This window comes from Streptomyces sp. NPDC050856 (assembly GCF_040653855.1).
Taxonomy (GTDB): Bacteria; Actinomycetota; Actinomycetes; order Streptomycetales; family Streptomycetaceae; genus Streptomyces.
The window spans coordinates 15,353-34,827 of record NZ_JBFAGV010000012.1 but is presented as its reverse complement, the minus strand read 5'-3'; the positions used below and the strand labels follow the sequence as shown (position 1 = coordinate 34,827).

The 19,475-nt window shown below is 67.9% G+C and carries 13 protein-coding genes; 7 read left to right on the top strand and 6 right to left on the bottom strand.

What is annotated here, in order from left to right; genetic code table 11:
• Positions 1-129 precede the first annotated feature (129 nt).
• Together AB0H53_RS13730 and nshR are read left to right on the top strand one after the other, a co-directional pair.
• Positions 130-363, top strand: a complete 234-nt coding sequence (locus AB0H53_RS13730; RefSeq protein ID WP_362111223.1) for a hypothetical protein — start codon at positions 130-132, stop codon at positions 361-363.
• A gap of 313 nt (positions 364-676) precedes the next feature.
• Positions 677-1,480 (top strand): NshR/TsnR family 23S rRNA methyltransferase, encoded by an 804-nt coding sequence (gene nshR / locus AB0H53_RS13725; RefSeq protein ID WP_362111220.1) that lies wholly within the window; start codon positions 677-679, stop codon positions 1,478-1,480.
• A gap of 65 nt (positions 1,481-1,545) precedes the next feature.
• On the opposite strand, the gene AB0H53_RS13720 is transcribed toward nshR, so the two are convergent.
• The 3 genes from AB0H53_RS13720 to AB0H53_RS13710 all read right to left on the bottom strand — a co-directional run bounded on the left by AB0H53_RS13720 (position 1,546) and on the right by AB0H53_RS13710 (position 7,095).
• Positions 1,546-1,725 (bottom strand): hypothetical protein, encoded by a 180-nt coding sequence (locus AB0H53_RS13720; protein WP_362111217.1) that lies wholly within the window; start codon positions 1,723-1,725, stop codon positions 1,546-1,548.
• Between the two features lie 200 nt (positions 1,726-1,925).
• Positions 1,926-4,004 carry a restriction endonuclease gene (locus tag AB0H53_RS13715; protein WP_362111214.1) on the bottom strand — a complete coding sequence of 693 codons (2,079 nt, stop codon included), beginning with the start codon at positions 4,002-4,004 and terminating at the stop codon, positions 1,926-1,928.
• Positions 4,005-4,467: 463 nt separating this feature from the next.
• On the bottom strand, positions 4,468-7,095 hold the full coding sequence (locus AB0H53_RS13710) for an RICIN domain-containing protein (protein WP_362111211.1): 2,628 nt from the start codon (positions 7,093-7,095) through the stop codon (positions 4,468-4,470).
• A gap of 708 nt (positions 7,096-7,803) precedes the next feature.
• Here AB0H53_RS13710 and AB0H53_RS13705 point away from each other — a divergent pair.
• The 3 genes from AB0H53_RS13705 to AB0H53_RS13695 all read left to right on the top strand — a co-directional run bounded on the left by AB0H53_RS13705 (position 7,804) and on the right by AB0H53_RS13695 (position 12,344).
• On the top strand, positions 7,804-9,402 hold the full coding sequence (locus AB0H53_RS13705; RefSeq protein ID WP_362111208.1) for a sigma-70 family RNA polymerase sigma factor: 1,599 nt from the start codon (positions 7,804-7,806) through the stop codon (positions 9,400-9,402).
• Between the two features lie 429 nt (positions 9,403-9,831).
• Positions 9,832-9,987: a hypothetical protein gene (locus AB0H53_RS13700; protein ID WP_362111205.1), complete on the top strand. Its 156-nt coding sequence runs from the start codon at positions 9,832-9,834 to the stop codon at positions 9,985-9,987.
• On the top strand, positions 9,984-12,344 hold the full coding sequence (locus tag AB0H53_RS13695; RefSeq protein ID WP_362111202.1) for a non-reducing end alpha-L-arabinofuranosidase family hydrolase: 2,361 nt from the start codon (positions 9,984-9,986) through the stop codon (positions 12,342-12,344). Before AB0H53_RS13700 ends, AB0H53_RS13695 begins: the two co-directional genes overlap by 4 nt.
• Before the next feature lie 451 nt (positions 12,345-12,795).
• Here the strand turns inward: AB0H53_RS13695 and AB0H53_RS13690 are convergent, their stop codons facing one another.
• On the bottom strand, positions 12,796-14,013 hold the full coding sequence (locus AB0H53_RS13690; protein WP_362111199.1) for a lipase family protein: 1,218 nt from the start codon (positions 14,011-14,013) through the stop codon (positions 12,796-12,798).
• A gap of 604 nt (positions 14,014-14,617) precedes the next feature.
• On the opposite strand from AB0H53_RS13690, the gene AB0H53_RS13685 reads away from it, so the two are divergent.
• Both AB0H53_RS13685 and AB0H53_RS13680 read left to right on the top strand, forming a co-directional pair.
• Positions 14,618-14,887, top strand: a complete 270-nt coding sequence (locus AB0H53_RS13685; protein ID WP_362111196.1) for a prevent-host-death protein — start codon at positions 14,618-14,620, stop codon at positions 14,885-14,887.
• Positions 14,877-15,344, top strand: a complete 468-nt coding sequence (locus AB0H53_RS13680; protein WP_362111193.1) for a type II toxin-antitoxin system VapC family toxin — start codon at positions 14,877-14,879, stop codon at positions 15,342-15,344. Before AB0H53_RS13685 ends, AB0H53_RS13680 begins: the two co-directional genes overlap by 11 nt.
• A 948-nt stretch (positions 15,345-16,292) precedes the next feature.
• On the opposite strand, the gene AB0H53_RS13675 is transcribed toward AB0H53_RS13680, so the two are convergent.
• On the bottom strand, positions 16,293-18,728 hold the full coding sequence (locus AB0H53_RS13675) for a hypothetical protein (RefSeq protein ID WP_362111190.1): 2,436 nt from the start codon (positions 18,726-18,728) through the stop codon (positions 16,293-16,295).
• Between the two features lie 2 nt (positions 18,729-18,730).
• Positions 18,731-19,174 carry a hypothetical protein gene (locus tag AB0H53_RS13670; protein ID WP_362111187.1) on the bottom strand — a complete coding sequence of 148 codons (444 nt, stop codon included), beginning with the start codon at positions 19,172-19,174 and terminating at the stop codon, positions 18,731-18,733.
• Positions 19,175-19,475: the final 301 nt, after the last annotated feature.

Sequence of the window (19,475 nt, the reverse complement as noted above, 5' to 3'; positions counted from 1 at the left end):
CCTGGGGGCGCGTGAAGTATGTACGTTTCGATCGTTATGTGGGATCTGAAGAAGTCGGAAGCCACTGTGGAGAGCCTGCGGGATTATCTGCGGGACTATGCCGTCGACGCCTACTCCACATTGGACGGTATGCGACTCAAGGCCTGGTTCTCCGACGCCGAACGCCAACTGTGGGGCGCGGTCTACCTGTGGGACCGGGCCGACCAGATGCCGGGTCTGTACAGCGTCAGCCGCGTGGTCGAACTCATCGGCTATCCGCCGACCTCGGTCGGTGGCTTCGCGCTCGAGGCCATCGCCGAAGGAAAGAGCGTCCACGAGACGCTGGCCGGCCTGGGCGTCGCCCTGGAGGGCACCGCGCCCTGAGGCAGGAGCAGGAGCAGGAGCAGCAGGGGGCGGGCGGGTGGAGCGGGCGTGCGGAGGTGAGCGACCCGGACCACCCGGATGTGCCGGCCGGCCCCTCGCCGCCCCCCTCGGCGATGCGGTGCCGTTGCCCGTGCGGTTGCGGGCGGTGCCGGGGCGACAAGCGGTGCCGGGGCGCCCTGAGCCGCCGGGCTGAGGGCCCTGCCCCGGGCCGGGCGCCGGACGGCCGGCCGGGGACACCGGTGCGGAGCCCGGGCCGGTGACCTCGCCTTGAACGGCACAAACCGGCGACAATGATCGTGTTAACGTCTTCGGCGTGTCCAGCCTTGACGTCATCACCGAGCGCTCCGATCCCGCCGTACAGCGAATCATCGATGTCACGAAGCATTCGAGGTCGGTTGTCCGGACGGCACTGATCGAGGACCCCGAGCCGCTCCTGCAGAGCATCCGCGCCGGGGTCGAGTTCACCGAGGTCTACGGGCTGGAGACCACCCCGCTGCCGAGCGACCTGCTCGCGGCGTGCGAACAGCGCGGCATCCCGGTGCGTCTGATCGCGTCGCCCATCGCCAACCAGGTCTTCAAGACCGAGAAGAAGCCCAAGGCGTTCGGTATCGCCCGGGTTCCCCGGCCCGCGCGCCTGGCGGACCTGGCGGCCGGCACCGGCGACCTCATCCTGCTCGACGGAGTCAAGATCGTCGGCAATATCGGCGCCATCGTGCGGACCTCGTTCGCGCTGGGGGCCGCGGGCATCGTGCTGGTGGACAGCGACCTCGTCAGCATCGCGGACCGGCGCCTGGTCCGGGCGAGCCGGGGATACGTGTTCTCGCTGCCGATCGTCCTCGCGTCACGGGAGGAGGCGCTGCGCCACTTCCAGGACAGCGGCATGCGACTGGTCGTCTTCGACAGCGACGGTGCTCTCACGGTGGGCGACCTCGGCGGCATCGACGAGCGGCTCGTCCTCATGTTCGGCAGCGAGAAGACCGGGCCCTCGGGCGGCTTCTCGCAGGTCGCGACCGAGTCGGTGTCGATCCCGATGAACCCCGCGGCCGAGTCGCTCAATGTCTCGGTATCGGCTGGTATCGCCCTGCACGCGCGAGCCCACCGGAACCTCTCCCGGTGACGGCACAGCCGTCCTGAGCCAGGAACTCGCCCGCCGCCCGTCGGGCCGCCGGCCGGTGGGGCTCCCTACCACTCCCGCCATGTGTCCGTGATCTCGGACCGGTCCATGCCGTTGCGCGCGGCAAGACCGGACACGTCGACGCCGTGCCCGGTGAGTGCCCGGTCGACGGCCTCACACAGACCCTCACGTTCGACGGTCCGGTAGGCCCCGTGCGTGTCGTCGATCTCGTTCAGCACCAGCACCACACGTTCGACGGCGGCGACTATCCGCGCGTCGGAGGGTGCGGGACCGGCACCACGCAGCCACCCACGCGCAGCAGGCGATCCCGCGGCCTCCAGCCGATGTGGGGCCTGCCCCGGGCCACCGGTGGGCCCATCGGCAGCGGGTGCTCAGCAGGGACACGAAGGCCCGGGGGGATCGCCCCGACCGCGGGCCGGCAGGCGCGTCACGCCACATCGATGCCGTACTCCTGGACCAGTTCCTCCAAACCGCCCCGGTATCCCTTGCCTCCGGGGACGAACTCCCAGTCGCCGCTCGCCCGGCGGCGGAAGGACCCCAGTACGAGGGCCGTTTCGCCGGTGCGGCCGTCGGAGACCTGAAGCTGGTCGAGCGGGGTTCCTTCGGAGTCCAGCAACCGTATGCCGGCGTCCACGAACCCGGACAGGTCGGCCGCGGGGTTGGCGACAGGGTCGATGGCGGCGATGACGACGAGGCGGTCGGCCCGCGCCGGCAGGGCGTCGAAGGAGACCTGGATGGCGGCTCGGTCCGGCGCGACGGGGACGAGTGCGCGGACCGTGCCATCGGGTGTCCGGGGGTTGTTGTAGAAGACGAAGTGGTCGTCGTCCAGCACCCGGTTGCCGTGGCAGACGAGCGCGCACACGTCCAGGGCGACGCTGCCCGACCAGTACATGCCCAACAGGTTGTGGTCCTCCGTGCGGGTCTCACTGTCCGGCGCCGTCCGCCGGGCGGGCGCCGGGCGTTCGCGGTTGCCCAGCCGTCCGCGCAGTCCGTGGCGGTGCAGCAGGTCGACCAGTTCGGGGCCTGCCACCAGTTCCAGGGGCTTGCCATTGGCGAAGGCGTGCGAGCCCGGGCCGAAGCCGGACGTCGTGACCAGCACGCCCTTGTTGGCGCCGACGTCCTGGACGGTGCCGTACAGGTCGCGGACGGCTGTCGGAGGCACGGTGTTGCGGTAGCGCTTGACCTGTACGACGATCTTGCCGCCGCGAATCGGCGTCGGGTCCAGCGCATCGACGTCCACGCCGCCGTCGTTCGAGCGCTGTGTGGTCACGGCCTGCATGCCCATGGCCCGGAACAGGTCGGCGACCAGCGCTTCGAAGGCGATCGGATCCATCTCGTACAGATCCGGTTCCTCGTCCCCTCCATGGGTGACGACGCCGTTGCCGACGTCTTCGGGAAGCCGGACGGGCCGCACGGGCGCGTACTGGTCCGGGCGGGAGGACAACTGCCCCCGGAGTCCGTCCACCAGGCAGTTGACGGCGTTCACCTGTTCCAGGTGCAGCCCGGCGAAAGCCGCCCGCGGGGCCATGACGGTGCCGAGGAACAGGTGCGTGCGTCGGCCGGTCGTCGGGTCGTGATCGTCCACGAACCCGTTCAGCGCGACCGAATCCAGCGCGCCGAACTCATCGGCCGCGAAGAGATCACGCAGAACCAGCAGGAGGCACTGCGCGAGTACGTCCCGGTACAGGGCACGGCGCTGCGTCACCGGCCGGGGCGATTCCTTCTCCTGATCGGCATTGATCAGATAGCGCACCGACTTCGCCTCCGGGACGACGTCGTACTTGGGCAGTTCCCAGTTCAGGACCAACTGGCGCGCGTCGCAGTCGTAGGCCGCGCACACCTGACGGGGCAGGTCCTCCGGCCATCCGGTCGAGGCGTAGAGGGCGGCGGAGAAGTACTCCACCGCGGCCTCGGGATCCCCGTGGCGAAGGCCGGCCGTCATCTCGGCTATGCCCGCGTTGTGCCGGCGGATCTCACCCAACTGGGCCTCGGCCCACTGCTGGTACTGCAGACGGTAGGTGGCCAACTGGTGCTGCCGTTGCACCTCCGCGGCCTGTGCGGCCTGCCAGTCCCGCTCGAACCTGGACCGGGCCTCCGCCTGCGCCTGGGCACGCCGCGTGGTGATCCAACCCCCCTGTGGCTGGTACTGGTCCGGGTCCGGCATCGGGATCGGGTGTGCGAGCCGGCCCGGGGAGAACGGCGCGACCTGCTCAGGCCGCGTCAGTGCGCCGGCCCTGAACGCCGGAGCCCGGCACCCCGCCGCCAGCAGACCCCGCAACGACTCGACCCGCGCGTCGAGCTCCTCCGTGCGCCGCCGGGCCTCCGCCTCGCGCTGCTCCCGGTAGGCCGCTTTCTGCTCACGGTGGCTGCGCGCGAGTTCTCGCTGGTAGGCGCGCTGTTGCCTCTCCTGATCGCGCTGGTACCTGGCTTGCGCCTCGTGCTGACGTTGCTGTTGGCGCTGCGCTTCTGCCCAGACACCGACCAACCCATTGGAGCGACGGCTCATGCTCTACAGGCCCTCCCCACCAGCGTCTCGGCGTGCGTGCACCGAGCCCTGGTCCCCTCACCAGTAGTGATGATGTGACTTTACTCGGCAACCACCTGCCGGCCCATGCCCTTGCGGGAGGTGATCCCCGCCTTGGGCCGGCTCTGGCACACCGGACCGCCCGCGAACCGGTACGGAGCGGGACCGGCCAGGAGCACTCGGGGGCACGGCCCACGGTTTCAGGGGCGCCTTCTCGACCCGCACGGCCGGGTACCGGCCCCACGACCAGCCCTGGGCGGGGGCTTGGGCGTAGCCGGGGAGCGGGTGGGACGTCCCGCTTGGTGGGGGACCACGGGTCGAGGCGCTGTGCCACACGCCCGCCGGGACGTTCGGCCGCCGTGCCGAGCGGGGCGGCGCCACAGCATGGGGCGCGACCTCGGGGGCCGCGGGCCGTTGTGTCCGCGGCCCCGCTCGGGCGTGGGGGTCAGGACGGGTCGCCGTACTGGAGGCCGCGTCCGTTGGTGCCGACGTAGACGCGCCCGTAGGTGTCGGGGTCGCCGGTGATGACGCCGACGCCGCCGATGCCGCCCCACTGGTGGGCGTCGTCGTTGACGCGGAGCCAGGTGGCGCCCTTGTCGGTGGAGCGGAAGACTCCGGTGACGTCCTTGACGGTACCGATCAGGTACAGGGCCTGGTACGCGGCGCCCGGCGCGGCCTTGCCGAAGCCGACGGCGGAGGCGGACCGCACGGTGTTCAGCGTGGTGAAGGTGCGGCCGCCGTCGGTGGAGCGCAGCAGCCCCTTGCCGCCGCCGGCGATCCACAGGTCTCCGGCGACGCCGGGGACGGCCGTGAGCCGGCCGTCGGCGGGAAGGCCGGTGGCGCGGGCGGTGAAGGTCGCGCCGCCGTCGGTGCTGGCGTGCAGCGTGCCGCCGGACAGGGAGTAGAAGGTCCTGGCCGAGGAGCGGTCGGCGACGACCACGGCGCCGGTGCCCAGGCCGCTGACCTTCGACCAGCTCGCCCCCCTGTCGGTCGAGCGGTACGGTGCCTGGCCGGCCTGGGTCCAGACGATGGTGGAGCCGTCCGCCGCGAGCGCGACACGGCCGTCCTGGGCGCTGCCCACCGGCTCCGCCGCGAAGCCGTTCCAGCTGCGGCCGCCGTCGGTGGAATAGGCGCCGTCCTGCGCGCCGCCCCGGCCGACCCGGACCATCACCGAGGGGTGGGACTGGGCGAAGTCGATGTCGGTGCTGTTGGTCATCATCGGGTTGCCCAGCCGCCCGGCGGGCACCTTGGTCAGGTCCTCGTGGCGGAAGCCGCCCTGGTCGCCCATCGCGGTGATGACGGTGGCACCGCCGGGCGGGGCGATCGCGTCCATCAGCGCGGTCTCCTCCAGGCCGCGTGCGCCGACGGTCCAGTGGCTGGTTCCGCCGCTGTCGGTGGCGGTGGCGTCCTTGCTGCGCCAGATGCCGTTGCCGGTGCCGTACAGCACGTGCCCGGAGTCGAAGGGGTCGATGGCCAGGGCGGTCATCCAGTGCCCGGTGTGGGTGCCGATGTAAGGAGCGGCGGAGGCGTTCCGTACCGATTTCCCGGCCAGCGCCTTCCAGGTCGTGCCGCCGTCGGTGGTGCGGTAGAGCTCGTCCTCGGGCCACCAGCGGTCGAGGGTGGTGACCATCACCGTGGACGGCTTGCCCGGGTCGACGGCCAGGCCGGAGAACCCGTAGCTGCCCTGGGACGGGGAGACGTTCTTCCACGCCCCGCCGGCCGGCGTGTGCTTCCACACCGAGCCCGCCGTCACGCCGTTGGGTCCGAGGGCGTTGGTGTACGTCAGGTACAGCGAGCCGTCGCCGGAGAGCACGCCGTGTTGCGGCAGCTGGTCGGTGGGCTGCCCGGGGACGGCCTGCCAGGTGCTGCCGCCGTCGGTGGAGCGGTACAGGGAGGTGGACTTGTCGGCGACGCCGACGTAGACCGTCCTGCTGCCGGCCGGGCCGTACGTCACGAAGGAGATGCCCGCGCCGCTGCTCGCCCCGTCCTTGACGGGAAAGGAGGAGACCTGGCTCCACGTCGCGCCGTGGTCCGTGCTGCGCCACAGGCCGTTCTTGCGGGTGCCCAGCAGCAGGGTGCGGTTGTCCGCCGGGTTGATCGCCAGCCGCTCACCCGCCCCGCGGCCGTCCTCGTTGCCGCCCAGCTTGAACGGCAGGGCGGTGCGCTGGAAGGTGCGGCCCCGGTCCGTGGAGCGCAGGAGCTCGGCGTTGCCCGCCCAGCCGTTGGTGTAGGTGCCCGCCGCGAGGTAGAGCCGGTCGGGGTCGGCGGGGTCGGTGGCCAGCGAGTCGATGCCCAGCAGGTTCCAGTCCTTCTCGCCGACCCAGTCGGTCAGCGGGATCCAGTGCTCCGCCGCGGCGTCCCAGCGGTAGGCGCCACCCATGTCGGTGCGCGCGTACAGCAGGCCCTTCTCGCGCGGGTTGAACACCAGCCCGGTGACGTAACCGCCGCCCACCACCTGGGCGTTGTTCCACACGTACGACCCGGTGGCGCCCGCCTGGGTCCCGGCCGTCCTCACCAGTCTCCACTGCTGGTTGGTGCTGCCCTTGCCGTGGTACTGGACGACTGCCGTGCCGTCGGCCGTGGAGCTTCCGGAGACGTCCAGGACCCGGCCGCTCCTGCGGGAGGTGAAGGTGACGGCGTCGGAACCGCTCACCCCGTCGATCCGCCACTCCTGGGAGGTGGAGGAGCTGTCGGTCTGCTGCTCGGCGGCGGCCCTCTCGGCCGTCGAGTCGCCCGCGACGCCCAGCACCTTGCCGCTGTTGCGGTTCACCAGCTCGTAGTAGCCGTCCCCGGTGGTCCTCAGCCGCCACTGCTGGTTGGCGGTGTTCTGGTCGGTCCACTGCTGGATACGGGTGCCGTCGGCGGTGGAGGACCCGTTGACGTCCAGCACCTTGCCACTGTGCACGGAGACCACCTCGTAGTAGGCATCGCCGTCGACCGTCGCGGCCTGCGAGTCCTCCTGCACGAACAGGAGATACGGCACGACGAGGGCGGGGGCGCCGAGCAGAAGCCCGGTCGCTGTCCAGCGACGGCGGTGACGCCCGCGGCGCCCGCCGTTCGTGGGGTTCTTCATGGGGGGTGTGCTCCTTAGCGTGCCGTACGGCAGACGTATGGCGGACCCGGGCTCCGGAACGGCCGCATCCGACTCCTTGTGGTCACAGATCCCGCAAAGGGTTGCCTCGACCCGGGACTCCGGTGGCCGGGCGACGCCGGTGCCGCGGCCGGAACACGGACGGCGACCCCGACACCCGCACCCCGACCGTCTCCCCAGTGCGGGCCGGCCCGCTGACACCGCGTCGGTGCGCACCGGCCTGACCACCGAGGGGCCGGTCGCCCGGTACGACGCGGTGGGCCCCGAGGCGACCGTCGCCCCCCTGCCTGCGGACAGCGGCCGAGAGGTCGGTCACCATCGGCACCACCTCACCCTTCGCGCCGCTCGACTCGGAATCCGCCGGCGGTTCGGCGCCATGGACGTGGCCACAGCCTGTGCGCGGCACGCCGTCTCCACGGCCGGAGCTGTCCCCTCCGAGAGCGTCGGTGTCGTGAACGGGCCGCCCACGAGGTGGCCGCCGGCCACCCGAACACCCCCCGATGATCTGTGGGAGCCGGGCATGGAACGCCACCGCTCCCGGCCCACAACGCGCGGTACCGGGCCCTGTGAGGCGACGCGCGGGCCGGTCCACCGGCCGAAGGCACAGGCTTTGGCCGCACTCCCTCGCCGACGCTAAGGTGTGGCGCCGTACTCGGCGGACCCTCCGCCGAGGGAGGTGGGATGGGGTTCATGGACGCGGACCACCACGCGGGGCTGGTCGTCGCTGCGCAGGCCGGCGACGATCGGGCGCGTGAGGAACTGATAGCCGCCCACCTGCCGTTGCTCTACAACATCGTCGGGCGAGCGCTGAGAGGACATGCCGACGTCGACGACGTCGTCCAGGAAACCCTGCTGCGCGTGGTGCGCGACCTGCCCGCCCTGCGCAACCCGGGGAGCTTCCGGTCCTGGCTGGTGGCGATCACACTCCGCCAGATCAATACCCACTGGCACCGGCAACGCGCCGTCGCCGACCGGACCGCGGTCATCGACGAAGCACACCGGATACCGGACGGCGGCGCCGAACTCGAGGACGCGACGATCCTGCGTCTGCATGTGTCCGACGAGCGCCGTCAGGTCGTCGAAGCCGGCCGGTGGCTCGACCCGGACCACCGGGTGCTGCTGTCGCTGTGGTGGCAGGAGTGCGCCGGCTCGCTGAGCCGCGACGACATCGCCGCCGCGATGGGGCTCAGCGTCGCCCACGTCGGAGTACGCCTGCAGCGCATGCGCGAGCAGCTGGAACTGAGCCGGACGATCGTCGCCGCGCTGGACTCCGACCCCCGCTGCCCGCGGTTGGACGAGACCGTCGCCGGCTGGGACGGCCTCCGTACCTCGGTGTGGCGCAAGCGGATCGCGCGGCACACCCGCGACTGCCCGGTCTGCCTGGCGACCACGACAGCACGGGTACCGGCCGAACTGCTGCTCTTCAGCATCGCGCCGCTGGCCGTCCCGGCCGGACTCATCGCCGCGCTGGCCGCCAAGGGCCTGCTGTCGGGTACGGGCGTGAGCACCGCCGGGCTGGCCGCGGCACACGCCGCCGTCGGCACCGCGACGGGGGGAGGCGGTCCGCACAGCTCGCTGATCGGCAAACTCCACGCGGTGACCGCTCATCCGCTGGTGGGCCTCGCCGCCGGCGCGGTGCTCATCGCCGGGACCGCCGTCTACGCGACGTGGCCCGGACCGGCGCCTCGGGAGCCCGGCGTCACCGCCGCTCCCACGGGCGGTACTCCCACGGGCGGTGCGCCCCCGGTCGGTACCCCCAGGCCGATCCCGTCGCCCACAACCTCGCCCACAACCCCGCCCACCACACCGCCGGCCGCACCGTCCCCGGCGCGTCCGTCCGCCGCCACGGGCACTGTTCCGCTGGGTGCGCGGTCCCTGGAGTCCGTGGACCGGCCCGGCCTGTTCGTCACGTATGACGGCGACTTCGCGGCGCTCGGCCCCGTCTCCTCCTCCAGCGGCGAGCCGGCACGGCGACGGGTCACCTTCACGGTCGTCAGGGGGCTGGCCGACACCCGGTGCGTCGCCTTCCGCGCTACCGATGGCCGGTACCTTCGCCACCACTACCTGCGGCTACGGCTGAGCACCGACGACGGCAGCGAACTGTTCCGGGAGGACACCACCTTCTGCCCGCGCCCCGGGGCGGCCGCCGGGTCCGTGACCCTGCACGCGCACAACTACCCCGGATCGGTCCTACGCCACCGCGACGGTGGCGTCTGGCTCGACGGCTCCGACGGCACCCGGGCCTTCGCCGGCCAGGCTTCCTTCGTCATCCGCGGGCCCTGGGCCTGAGAACCGCTCCTCGCTCGGCGCGGGCCGCGGACCGGGTCGCACGGCGACAGCGGTGACCCCGCAGCACGCGGCACGGTCCCGCACCGCGCCCTCCACCACCCGGCGGTGAGCCGGGTGGAGCGTCCGGAACCGGCCCCTGTCCGCATGCCGTCGGACGCTGCCTCGCGCTGAGCGCATGTCCGTCACCGACAGCGGTGCGGTGCGCCCTTCACGGAGGGGCGGCCAGATCGCGCGGCCTGACATAACGCTTTCTGCCTGCGAGATGCATCACCGAAGCAACCACCCGGACGGCGCGACTTTTCCGTTACGGGACGGCGGGTCGCCAAGCCTCCACTTCAGGGGTGCCCTTCCCGCCGCTCACCTTGACGCGTCGATGTGGCGGGTCACCCGGCATCCCCCACGACCTGCCCCCTGAAGAAAGCCACTTCCATGACCCGACACACCACCGGTCCCGCGGCGACCGGTGCGCGGGACCGGATACGCGTCCCGCACCCCACCCGCCTCGCGGCGGACCAGACCTCCCTGGCCGACGCGCGCACGATCACGGCACCCGGGATGACCGGCGACCTCCGAGGAGAATCATGAAGGGCCTGCACCGCCTGCCCCGGCATCGCCGGACACTGACGACAGGGCTGTCCGCCACGGCGCTGGTGGCCGGCGTCGTGACGTTCCTGCCCAGCTCCGCCGGAGCCGCGGGCCTGGGTACCCATGCGGCCCCCTCGGGCAGGTACTTCGGCACCGCCGTGGCCGCGGGCCGGCTCGGCGACCCGACGTACACCGCGATCGCGGACCGGGAGTTCAACATGATCACCCCGGAGAACGAGATGAAGTGGGACGCCATCGAGCCGTCCCGCGGCAACTTCCAGTTCGGCCCCGCCGACAAGATCGTCAACCGTGCAATGGCACGTGGCCAGCGCCTGCGCGGCCACACCACGGTTTGGCACCGGCAGCTCCCCGCCTGGGTCAACGCGATCCACGACGCGGGCACGCTGCGCAGTGTGATGAACCACCACATCACCACTCAGATGACCCACTACAAGGGCAAGATCTACGCCTGGGACGTGGTCAACGAGGCGTTCGTCGACGGCGGCAGCGGTCAGCTCCGCGACTCGGTCTTCCAGAAGGTGCTCGGCAACGGCTTCATCGAGGAGGCGTTCCGCACCGCCCGCGCCGCCGATTCCTCGGCCAAGCTCTGCTACAACGACTACAACATCGAGAACTGGTCGGACGCCAAGACCCAGGGCGTCTACCGCATGGTCAAGGACTTCAAGTCCCGCGGCGTGCCCATCGACTGCGTCGGCCTCCAGAGCCACTTCGGCGCGGGCGGCCCGCCGGGGAGCTTCAGGACCACCCTCGCCAACTTCGCCGCCCTCGGCGTCGATGTCCAGATCACCGAGCTGGACATCGCTCAGGCGTCCCCCACCCACTACGCGAACGCGGTCAACGCCTGCCTGTCGGTGGCCCGGTGCACCGGCATCACGGTGTGGGGCGTCCGCGACAGCGACTCCTGGCGCAGCGACGAGAAACCCCTGCTGTTCGACAGCAACGGCAAGCCCAAGCCCGCGTACACCGCCGTCATGAACGCCCTCAACTCCGGCTCGGGCACCACCCCGACACAGCCGGCCGACGGTACCGGGGAGATCAAGGGCGCGGCCTCCGGCCGCTGCCTCGACATCCCCGGCTCCGCCACGGCCGACGGCGCCCAGGCGCAGCTGTCGGACTGCAGCGGACAGGCCAACCAGCGCTGGACCCGCACCGCCGCCAAGGAGCTGAGGATCCACGGGAACAAGTGCCTGGACGCCAAGAGCAAGGGCACCAGCAACGGCACCCCGGTGGTCGTCTGGGACTGCAACGGTGGCGTCAACCAGAAGTGGGACGTCAACACGGACGGCACGATCACCGGCGTCCAGTCCGGCCTGTGCCTCGACGTGGTCGGCGCGGCCACCGCGAACGGCACCACGATCCAGCTGTACACCTGCGCGTCCGTCGGCAACCAGAAGTGGACGGCCCCGTCCGGTTCGGGTGGCGGCACCACGTGCGCTCTTCCCTCGACGTACAAGTGGAGTTCGACGGGTCCGCTCGCGCAGCCGTCGAACGGGTGGGCCGCGCTGAAGGACTTCACCCACGTGACGCACAACGGCAAGCACCTGGTCTACGCGTCGAGCGCGTCCGGGACCTCCTACGGCTCGATGGCGTTCAGCCCCTTCACCAACTGGTCGGACATGGCGTCGGCCGGGCAGACCCGGATGAACCAGAAAGCGGTGGCGCCCACGCTGTTCTACTTCGCGCCCAAGAAGATCTGGGTGCTGGCGTACCAGTGGGGGGCGTCGCCCTTCAGCTACCGCACGTCGAGCGACCCGACCAACCCCAACGGCTGGTCCGCGCCGCAGCCGCTGTTCACCGGCACCCTCCCCGCCCCCGGCACCGGCCCGATCGACCAGACCCTGATCGGCGACGAGAACAACATGTACCTCTTCTTCGCCGGGGACAACGGCAAGATCTACCGGGCGACCATGCCGATCGGGAACTTCCCGGGCAACTTCGGCTCGTCGTACACGACGGTCATGAGCGACACGGCCAAAAACCTGTTCGAGGCACCGCAGGTCTACAAGGTCCAGGGCCAGAACCAGTACCTCATGATCGTGGAGGCCCGCGGCGTGAACGAGCAGCGCTACTTCCGGTCCTTCACGGCCTCCAGCCTGAGCGGTTCGTGGACCCCGCAGGCCGCCACCGAGGGCAACCCCTTCGCGGGCAAGGCCAACAGCGGTGCCACCTGGACCAACGACATCAGCCACGGTGACCTGGTCCGCACCAGCCCCGACCAGACCATGACCATCGACCCGTGCAACCTCCAGTTCCTCTACCAGGGCAAGTCCCCGCATGCGGGCGGACCCTACGACCAGCTGCCGTACCGGCCGGGTGTCCTCACCCTGCGGCGCTGACCTGCCCGGCCCCACGGTGATCGTGATACGGGGCGGCCTGCCGGAGTAGGGCGAGCGGCCCCCGGCACGGGCAACGCCGCCCGCTGACCGGTACGCACCGCCCCGGGGAACCCCAGCCGCACGTCGGCTGGGGTTCCTCTGCCCTGTGGCCCTTCACCGTGGGTACGGACCATCGTGGGTACGGACCATCGTGGGTACGGACCGGAGCACCACGACGCCACCTGGGCACCGGGCCCCGGCAGTCGAAGACCTGCGCCTCACAGCACTCCCGGGCCGCGCTGATCCATCAGCACATGACCAGCGACCGGGACCGGGCCATCGCCGATCGTCTTGGTGCCATGATTCGCGAGAGTGAGGATGAGGTGCCTCCGGACCGGAGCATGTCCGACAGGCGACGAACGACACGGTCGAGTGCACCCTTCGCTCGACCAGCCGTCGCCGGTGGCGCGCTTCAGCCGGTCTTCGTCGACTCGTCGAAGAACCTGACGATCCGGGGCAGGGCCTGTCGCACCGATCCGTTGTGGTCGTGGTCGCCGACATCGGTCAGCCGGCGTGCGGCGCCGTTTCTCGTCAACTGACCGGCGCAGTAGGCCGCGTGGCTGAAGTCGACGTCCTTGTCGCCCCGGCCGTGGAATATCTCCACTGGTACGTTCGGCCGCCAGTCGCACGTGTTGTCCATCGGGCGCAGCTTGTCCTTCAGGACACCGTCGGGCTTGCGGATCTTGTTCAGGAAGTCCTCGGTGAACAGGTCCTTGGATGCCGCCGGGAGTTCGCTGACGATCTGCCCGGCGGTGTGATGGCCGTCGAAGAGCCCCTCCACCTTGCTGTCGTAGGGGGAGCGGAAGACGTCGCCGGGTGACGTGTAGAGGCCGTACATCTTGTTCCAGGCGGTGACGAAGTACGCGAGGTAGATGCCGGATTTGGCGATCTTGTCGTCGGCCGCGGCGGCCTCGAAGGCCGAGAGGTGGTAGGGGCCGCCGACCGGTGCGAGTGCCCCCAGCCGGAAGTAGCGGTCGGCACCCTCCTGCTGAAGCGCCCGGCCCACCAGCATGGTCGCGGGGCCGCCCTGCGAGAACCCGCTGACCTGAACCTTCCGCTTCAGCTCCCGGCCGTTCCGGTGGGCGAAGGTCCGGGCCGCGCGCAGGCCGTCCACCGAGGCCGCGACGGTGGCCCGAGGGTCACCGTAGGGGTGGAAGCCTTCACCCGAGCCGAGGCCCACGTAGTCGGGCGCCGAAACGGCCCGCCCGGTCGAGGCGAACAGCAGGGCGGCAAGCCGGTCGTTCGACTTCGGATTCTCCGAGGCGACGTCCTTGCGGTAGACGGTGGTGCCGTGCAGCCAGGAGACGGTGGACAGGTGGCGCGCCCCATTCTTGGGCAGGACGACGAGCTGGCTCGCGGTCGTGGGGGCACCCGCGCTGTCAGTGGTGCGGTAGGTGACCCGATAGGCGGTCACGCCGTAGCGGACCTGGGAGGAGTCGATCTTTTCCCGGAGTTCCCCGGCCACTTCCTCCGCTGTGAGATCGGCCGTTTGCTCGACGGAGACGACGGCCCCGCCTTGTACCCGCTCGCTGTGGGAGCCGGCCGCCGAGACCGGTGCCACCAGGGCGGAGACACTGCCGAGGACCGCCACACCAGCCAGCATCCGGATACTTGTTCGCCGTAACGTCATGGATGGATCATGCCCGTCGGTCGCTCCGCTGGGACATGGAGCGACCCCCCGAAGCGCACAGGGGGAAACCCCCTCGGGGCCCGTAGGGGATACCCGATGGTGCGGGGGAGTGGACCATACCGTTCGGCAGTGGATGGGTCGGGCCGGGGGCGAGGAGCACCAGGTCTTGGTCCGGGACGTCGATGGGCGCTGGTGTGCCACGCGGTCCGTCGGACACGCCCCGAGGGACGGTGCCCCAGACCTGGTAACCCGTGTGGCACGCGTGTGGCACGGCCCCCGGAATGCCGAAGGGCCAGCCTCGGAGGAAACCCTCCTGAGCTGGCCTTTTCTCTTGTGCCCCCGGCAGGATTCGAACCTGCGACACCCGCATCGGAGTTCGGCCCGAGCGGGGTCCGACTGCTGTTGCCGATTGGCGCGACGGCCGGCGGGAGTCGCCGGCGTTTGTCCGCGTCCCACGTCGTCGATGTCGGATGCGTTCTCATCCGTGGCTCCGGCCAGATCGATCGACCAAGGCCGTACCCGGCCCCCATGGCCGAAGGTGTGTCGGCGCCAGCCTTCGGTCGACATGTGGCACCTGGTAGCACCCGGTGCTACCGTGGTCGATATGAGCGCTCAGCCCGAAATCACCCAACGGGATCTACGCAGCCGATCCCGAGAGATCATGGATGCCATACAGAGCGGTCAGTCGTTCACCGTCACCCGCGACGGACATCCGATCGGCCAGCTCGTCCCGCTGCGTCGACGCCGTCGGTTCGTCTCCCGCCAGGAATTCGCCGCGATGTCCAGGACCGCCCCCGGCATCGACCTTGACAGGTTCCGGGCCGATCAGGAGGCCACGGCCGACACCTACCCGGACGATCCCTATGACCGCTGACCGCTCGACGTATCGGCAGGGCATCCTCGACACCAACATCATGATTCTGCGCCGCTGGGTGGCGCCCGAGGAGCTACCGGACGAAATGGCGATCACCGCCATCACCCTGGCCGAGTTGTCCGCCGGTCCGCACGAGGTCCGTCGCAACGACGAACAGAGCAGTTACGACGAACACGCCGAACGCGCCCGCAGGCTCGACGTCCTGCAACGCGCCGAGAACGAGTTCGACCCCATCCCCTTCGATGCCGAAGCAGCCCGCATCTACGGCCGCATCTGCGCCGCAGTGATCAGCGCCGGCCGCAAGCCGCGCCGCCGGGTGGCCGACCTGATGATCGCTGCCATCGCCGTGGCTGAGGACCTTCCCCTCTTCACCACCAACCCCGACGACTTCAAAGGGCTGGACGACCTCCTCACCGTCGTGCCGGTCACCCGCCCGAGGGTGCCTCACGAAGGCTGACGGCAAGGCAATGGTGCGGTGGGAGCAGACCGGACTTCATGATTCGCCGTGGCACGGGCGTAAGCACGCAACAGGGCTGGTTCGAGGGCCCAAGCCCTTCGAACCAGCCCTGTGCCGTGTGCCCCCGGCAGGATTCGAACCTGCGACACCCGCTTTAGGAGTTCGGTCTGACCGCCTGTCCACCCGTGCTGCGCGGGGCGGCCATGGCCGAGTCGGACCGTACGGCGCCGCCGCTGTCCACTGTCGTTGATGTCAGCCATGGATGTCACCTCACACCGGCTGGGATCACTTGCGCCGCTTGCGTGTCTTCGCCTTGCGTTCGGCTTCCTTGCGCTTCTCGATGGTGTACGACGACCACTCGCCACGGTGCAGGTTGCATCGCGACGCACCGACCATCGCCAGCCGCCGGCACCGAGTGCCCTTCTCTGTGAGCGCTCCACACCTGGACTGCGTACGAGCCACGTCTCCCACCCCCCGGGTCTCGACCGTCGTGCGGACCAGTTCAGGATTGCCGGGCACATGTCCTCTGTGGAAGGCGCACTGCTTCGCGCAGTGGTGCACGGTGGCCCAATGAGGTTGCTCAGGGGCGCACGCTTTTCACTGTGGTGGTGCTGTCCTGGGCCTAGTACAGGGTCGTTCACCTGCGTTCATCGGCAGCCGGTCGTCTGAGCGGCTGCCCATTCCGGTCCTGCCTGAACGGCCGTGAACGGTACTGAAATGAGACGGAAACTGAGACGGACTGCCCCGCCTTCTTGTGCTGCAGGCCAGCGGCCTGAATCGACAGAACAGATGAGTCGGCAGGGCTAGCGTTAAAGTTACTGGGTCGTCCCTGGGGGTGGTACGAGGGATGCTCTGAGCCCGGGTGCCCGTCTCCCCTCGGCTCGGCGAACGCCTCGCCGAACTCTTCGCCCATCGCTCTGGGCGAAGCAGAGTTCGAGAGAGTCCGAACTACCGCAAGTCACGGGGGAGGCTAGTCACCAAGCCGAGTGACCTAAGGTCGCTCCAAAGCCATCGGAACGCGATATTCGTTGCAGGTCGACTTTCCCATATGTGCAGAGCTGTCTGCGTCCAGCCATGAAAAGAGAACGGCGCTCTCTCAGGGTTGTCAATGTGAAACCTCCGCAGATATGGCTGATACTTCTCATACTCTTGCGGTATCCGCACCTCCCTTGACTGGGCAATGGAAATATCGACACGACTCTGGCTCGATTCCGTATCGGCGAGCGGGATCAAACAATAGTCAAGTACCGGACCATCCGTGAATGAATCGCCCTCGCCTACATGCAAGGTTCCTTTTAGGGTTGCTGGCAACAGGGAAGAGTGATTCAGGGTATAAGTGAAATTCGCAAATAGCGTGCTCATCATTTCAGCGTACGCGTCGAGGGCGCGAGCATAAACGAAGCGGGTCAACTCAAGCAGCCGCTCAGGCGTGTAGAACTTCCATACCCACCCAGAGCTTGGCCTATTCACGTCAACTGACGGCCAGGGGGGCGTTAGCTGACCTTCGTGCTGTCGATTGAGCCACTCGTCGACAAGTATGAGATCCAAACGTGTAATTTTCCTCCCGGCTCCATACTGGTATGCGTAGTCCTCCACAGGACCGTGCTCACGAGCCTTCTCCCGAAGTTCCCGTACGAGAGCTTTTAGTTCCTCTACCTCGACAGGTTCTGCATGGAGAAATGAACCTCTTCGAAGTAGGGCATAAATTACGGCCCATATGTACTCGGTCTCAATGACTCCACTCAGCGGCGCATGCAGGTGTAGGGCATTGGGCAAATTTCGCTCTATGCCCTGCTGCATATGGTGGAGAGTCCAACCCCATACCCAGGCGTCACCGGCCGGTGCAGGGGAAGACCCAACACCTATACCCCTCCCTACCAGTTCCTGTGGGTTGGGAAGATGGTGAATATCTTTCGAATCCGAACTTCCCTGCTCCCATGCGTATATGAATCTCGTGCCGGTCTCTTCGACTGCCAAATGCAACTTTAGGTGGTCACTAGCATTTTTTCCGGCATCGAGCACTGTCACCACTGGGGCTAGCTCGCCTATACCTGTACACCAACTTGTCGTGGCGCGATGAAGTCGCGTGGCAACGGCTTTCCATCCAGGTAGTTCGCAAGATGAGTTGTTATTACCAAATGGCCTTCCGATACCCTCGCGTACGACCCAGGCGGCTGCACCGGGGTTCCATTTAGCGAGAGCAGTCATAATGTCATCAATATGCTCGGAGCTGCCTGTTTGCATGGAAAGAGCAAGTACATACCGCCACTTAGCGAAGGACGCAAGGTCGCTAAGGATGTGATCAAGGTCTGCTTCCCCCTGCAGCAATGCCTCCGCCGCAAACCACTGCTCAAAGAGGCTCAGAGTGAAGGAAACTTTGTGCTCTGAAAAGGCCACTAGACGAGATTCTTGCAAACTGTGCCGTATCGCCTCTCCGCCGACTTCGGCTAGTGCTACGTTGCCATCGTTTGCAACAGAAGAAACGGCAATCCGGCGTAGCAATGGAAAGGACTCTCGCCAAGAACCAGTGCTGCGCTCAAGGGACCGAAGTGCACATTGCTGAATGAGACCAGCAGAAGTTTCTGGCACACTCTCGTGCGCGCTGTGGATGCTAACTACCAGCATAGCGAAAAGTGGGCGCCGAACAGCTTCCACAATTTGAGGAGGATAACTGTACGGATGAATGTTCGGGGATCCGGCGACCTTACGGATCATCTCGAAAGCTGCGTCTTCCGACCAGCTTTCCAAGTGGACGCATTCCACGTGGTCAGGAAAAGTCCCTGGGCGCCCAGTAATCAATATTTGCGACTTAGGCCATCGGGCAGCTAGAATCTGGCATTCTTCAACAAGTTGGGCCCCTTTCGAGGTCTCGTCTATTCCGTCGACAACCAGCGAAACCCCCACCTCTGCTAGGGTCGACGAATCAACCCTGCTTGTTATCCACGACTCCAAGTCACTGGAAATACCCCTCGCTGCGATCCAGAGAGGTAGTGGTTTTCCGTCGTCTTCGGCGAACTCGCGACATCGGTTTGCTAGCCATAGGTTGGCCATGTCGGATTTTCCAGCGCCCATGGGCCCGACCAGAGCCACGACCTTACCCGAACCGAGTGAGATCAGACCATCCGGATCATTTGCATCGAACTCTGTACTTAGGTTTGCCTGCTCTTGGGTGACCCCAGGGGCCCTGCGCAGAATTTCTCGCCTCTTGGAGCATTCACGAATCAGTTGGTCTGCTATGTAGGAGCGAGCGTAGGTGCTTTGCGGGCCGTCGGGGCCTGTCCTTATGGTTACGTTGACATCACCGCCAGCGTAACCAATCTGAATGTTGTGGCCGCCGATGTGTGAGTCTGCAACCCACAGTTGTGCGCTGTCCAGATCTTTCACCATTACGATTCTTCGATTTCCACATCGCCTGTAGATGAACCGAGTTGGAGATTATTCCCAGAGATTCGTGAACCCCTTACTTCTTGCCCTGCATTCGCGGCCGTACCAGATTCGGGCGTCGAGGGAGGCGGATCCTGACTCGCCGTTGAGTGCGAGCTGGATCGCTTAATTCGTACCGAGCCGCCGGTTTGTCCAATCTGAATGTTGCTACCAGAAATACTGGAGCTGGTAACTTTCTGATTAGTTGGTTGAGGTGTGTGTGACTTCCGAGCTTCCGCTATTCCATAAATCGAAAGTGCTAGGCCTGCCAGCGCGATAAAGAGCCCGGCAATACTTGCCGTCTTGTCGGCCTTATCCAAGCCGACCTGGCTGAAGTAATAGCCCAACGCAGAAGCAGCGACGACCGTGACTATGGTTCCTGTAGCGACCAGGGCTCGCGCATTCATGCCATGATTATCTTCGTTGAGTCGCCGAGCCGCCAGCGTTCGGAGCGATTGATACGAGGTCGGTGGAGCGGGTTTGGCCGGTGGCCTGCCCGGTCTGGGGTCGAGCATGATCAGGGGGCCGTACGCTGGTTGGCAACTCGGACAGGCTTTGGGCCTGACCGCAATGTGCACGAGTGGCCCCCTGGTCTTGCTCGACGCGGGACCCAGACCGGGGAGGTGGCTAAAGCCGCGGAGCCGACCGCCCCAGCCACGACATACCCCTTCTCTGGCATCAGGCGGCTGCCTGCTTTGAGCGCGGCAC

What these genes read in the sequence shown, in the direction of transcription:
- AB0H53_RS13730 (WP_362111223.1), top strand. Translation starts at nt 130, where the DNA reads ATGCGACTCAAGGCCTGGTTCTCCGACGCCGAACGCCAACTGTGGGGC.
- AB0H53_RS13715 (WP_362111214.1), bottom strand. Translation starts at nt 4,004, where the DNA reads ATGAGCCGTCGCTCCAATGGGTTGGTCGGTGTCTGGGCAGAAGCGCAG.
- AB0H53_RS13710 (WP_362111211.1), bottom strand. Translation starts at nt 7,095, where the DNA reads ATGAAGAACCCCACGAACGGCGGGCGCCGCGGGCGTCACCGCCGTCGC.
- AB0H53_RS13705 (WP_362111208.1), top strand. Translation starts at nt 7,804, where the DNA reads ATGGACGCGGACCACCACGCGGGGCTGGTCGTCGCTGCGCAGGCCGGC.
- AB0H53_RS13700 (WP_362111205.1), top strand. Translation starts at nt 9,832, where the DNA reads ATGACCCGACACACCACCGGTCCCGCGGCGACCGGTGCGCGGGACCGG.
- AB0H53_RS13695 (WP_362111202.1), top strand. Translation starts at nt 9,984, where the DNA reads ATGAAGGGCCTGCACCGCCTGCCCCGGCATCGCCGGACACTGACGACA.
- AB0H53_RS13690 (WP_362111199.1), bottom strand. Translation starts at nt 14,013, where the DNA reads ATGACGTTACGGCGAACAAGTATCCGGATGCTGGCTGGTGTGGCGGTC.
- AB0H53_RS13685 (WP_362111196.1), top strand. Translation starts at nt 14,618, where the DNA reads ATGAGCGCTCAGCCCGAAATCACCCAACGGGATCTACGCAGCCGATCC.
- AB0H53_RS13680 (WP_362111193.1), top strand. Translation starts at nt 14,877, where the DNA reads ATGACCGCTGACCGCTCGACGTATCGGCAGGGCATCCTCGACACCAAC.
- AB0H53_RS13670 (WP_362111187.1), bottom strand. Translation starts at nt 19,174, where the DNA reads ATGAATGCGCGAGCCCTGGTCGCTACAGGAACCATAGTCACGGTCGTC.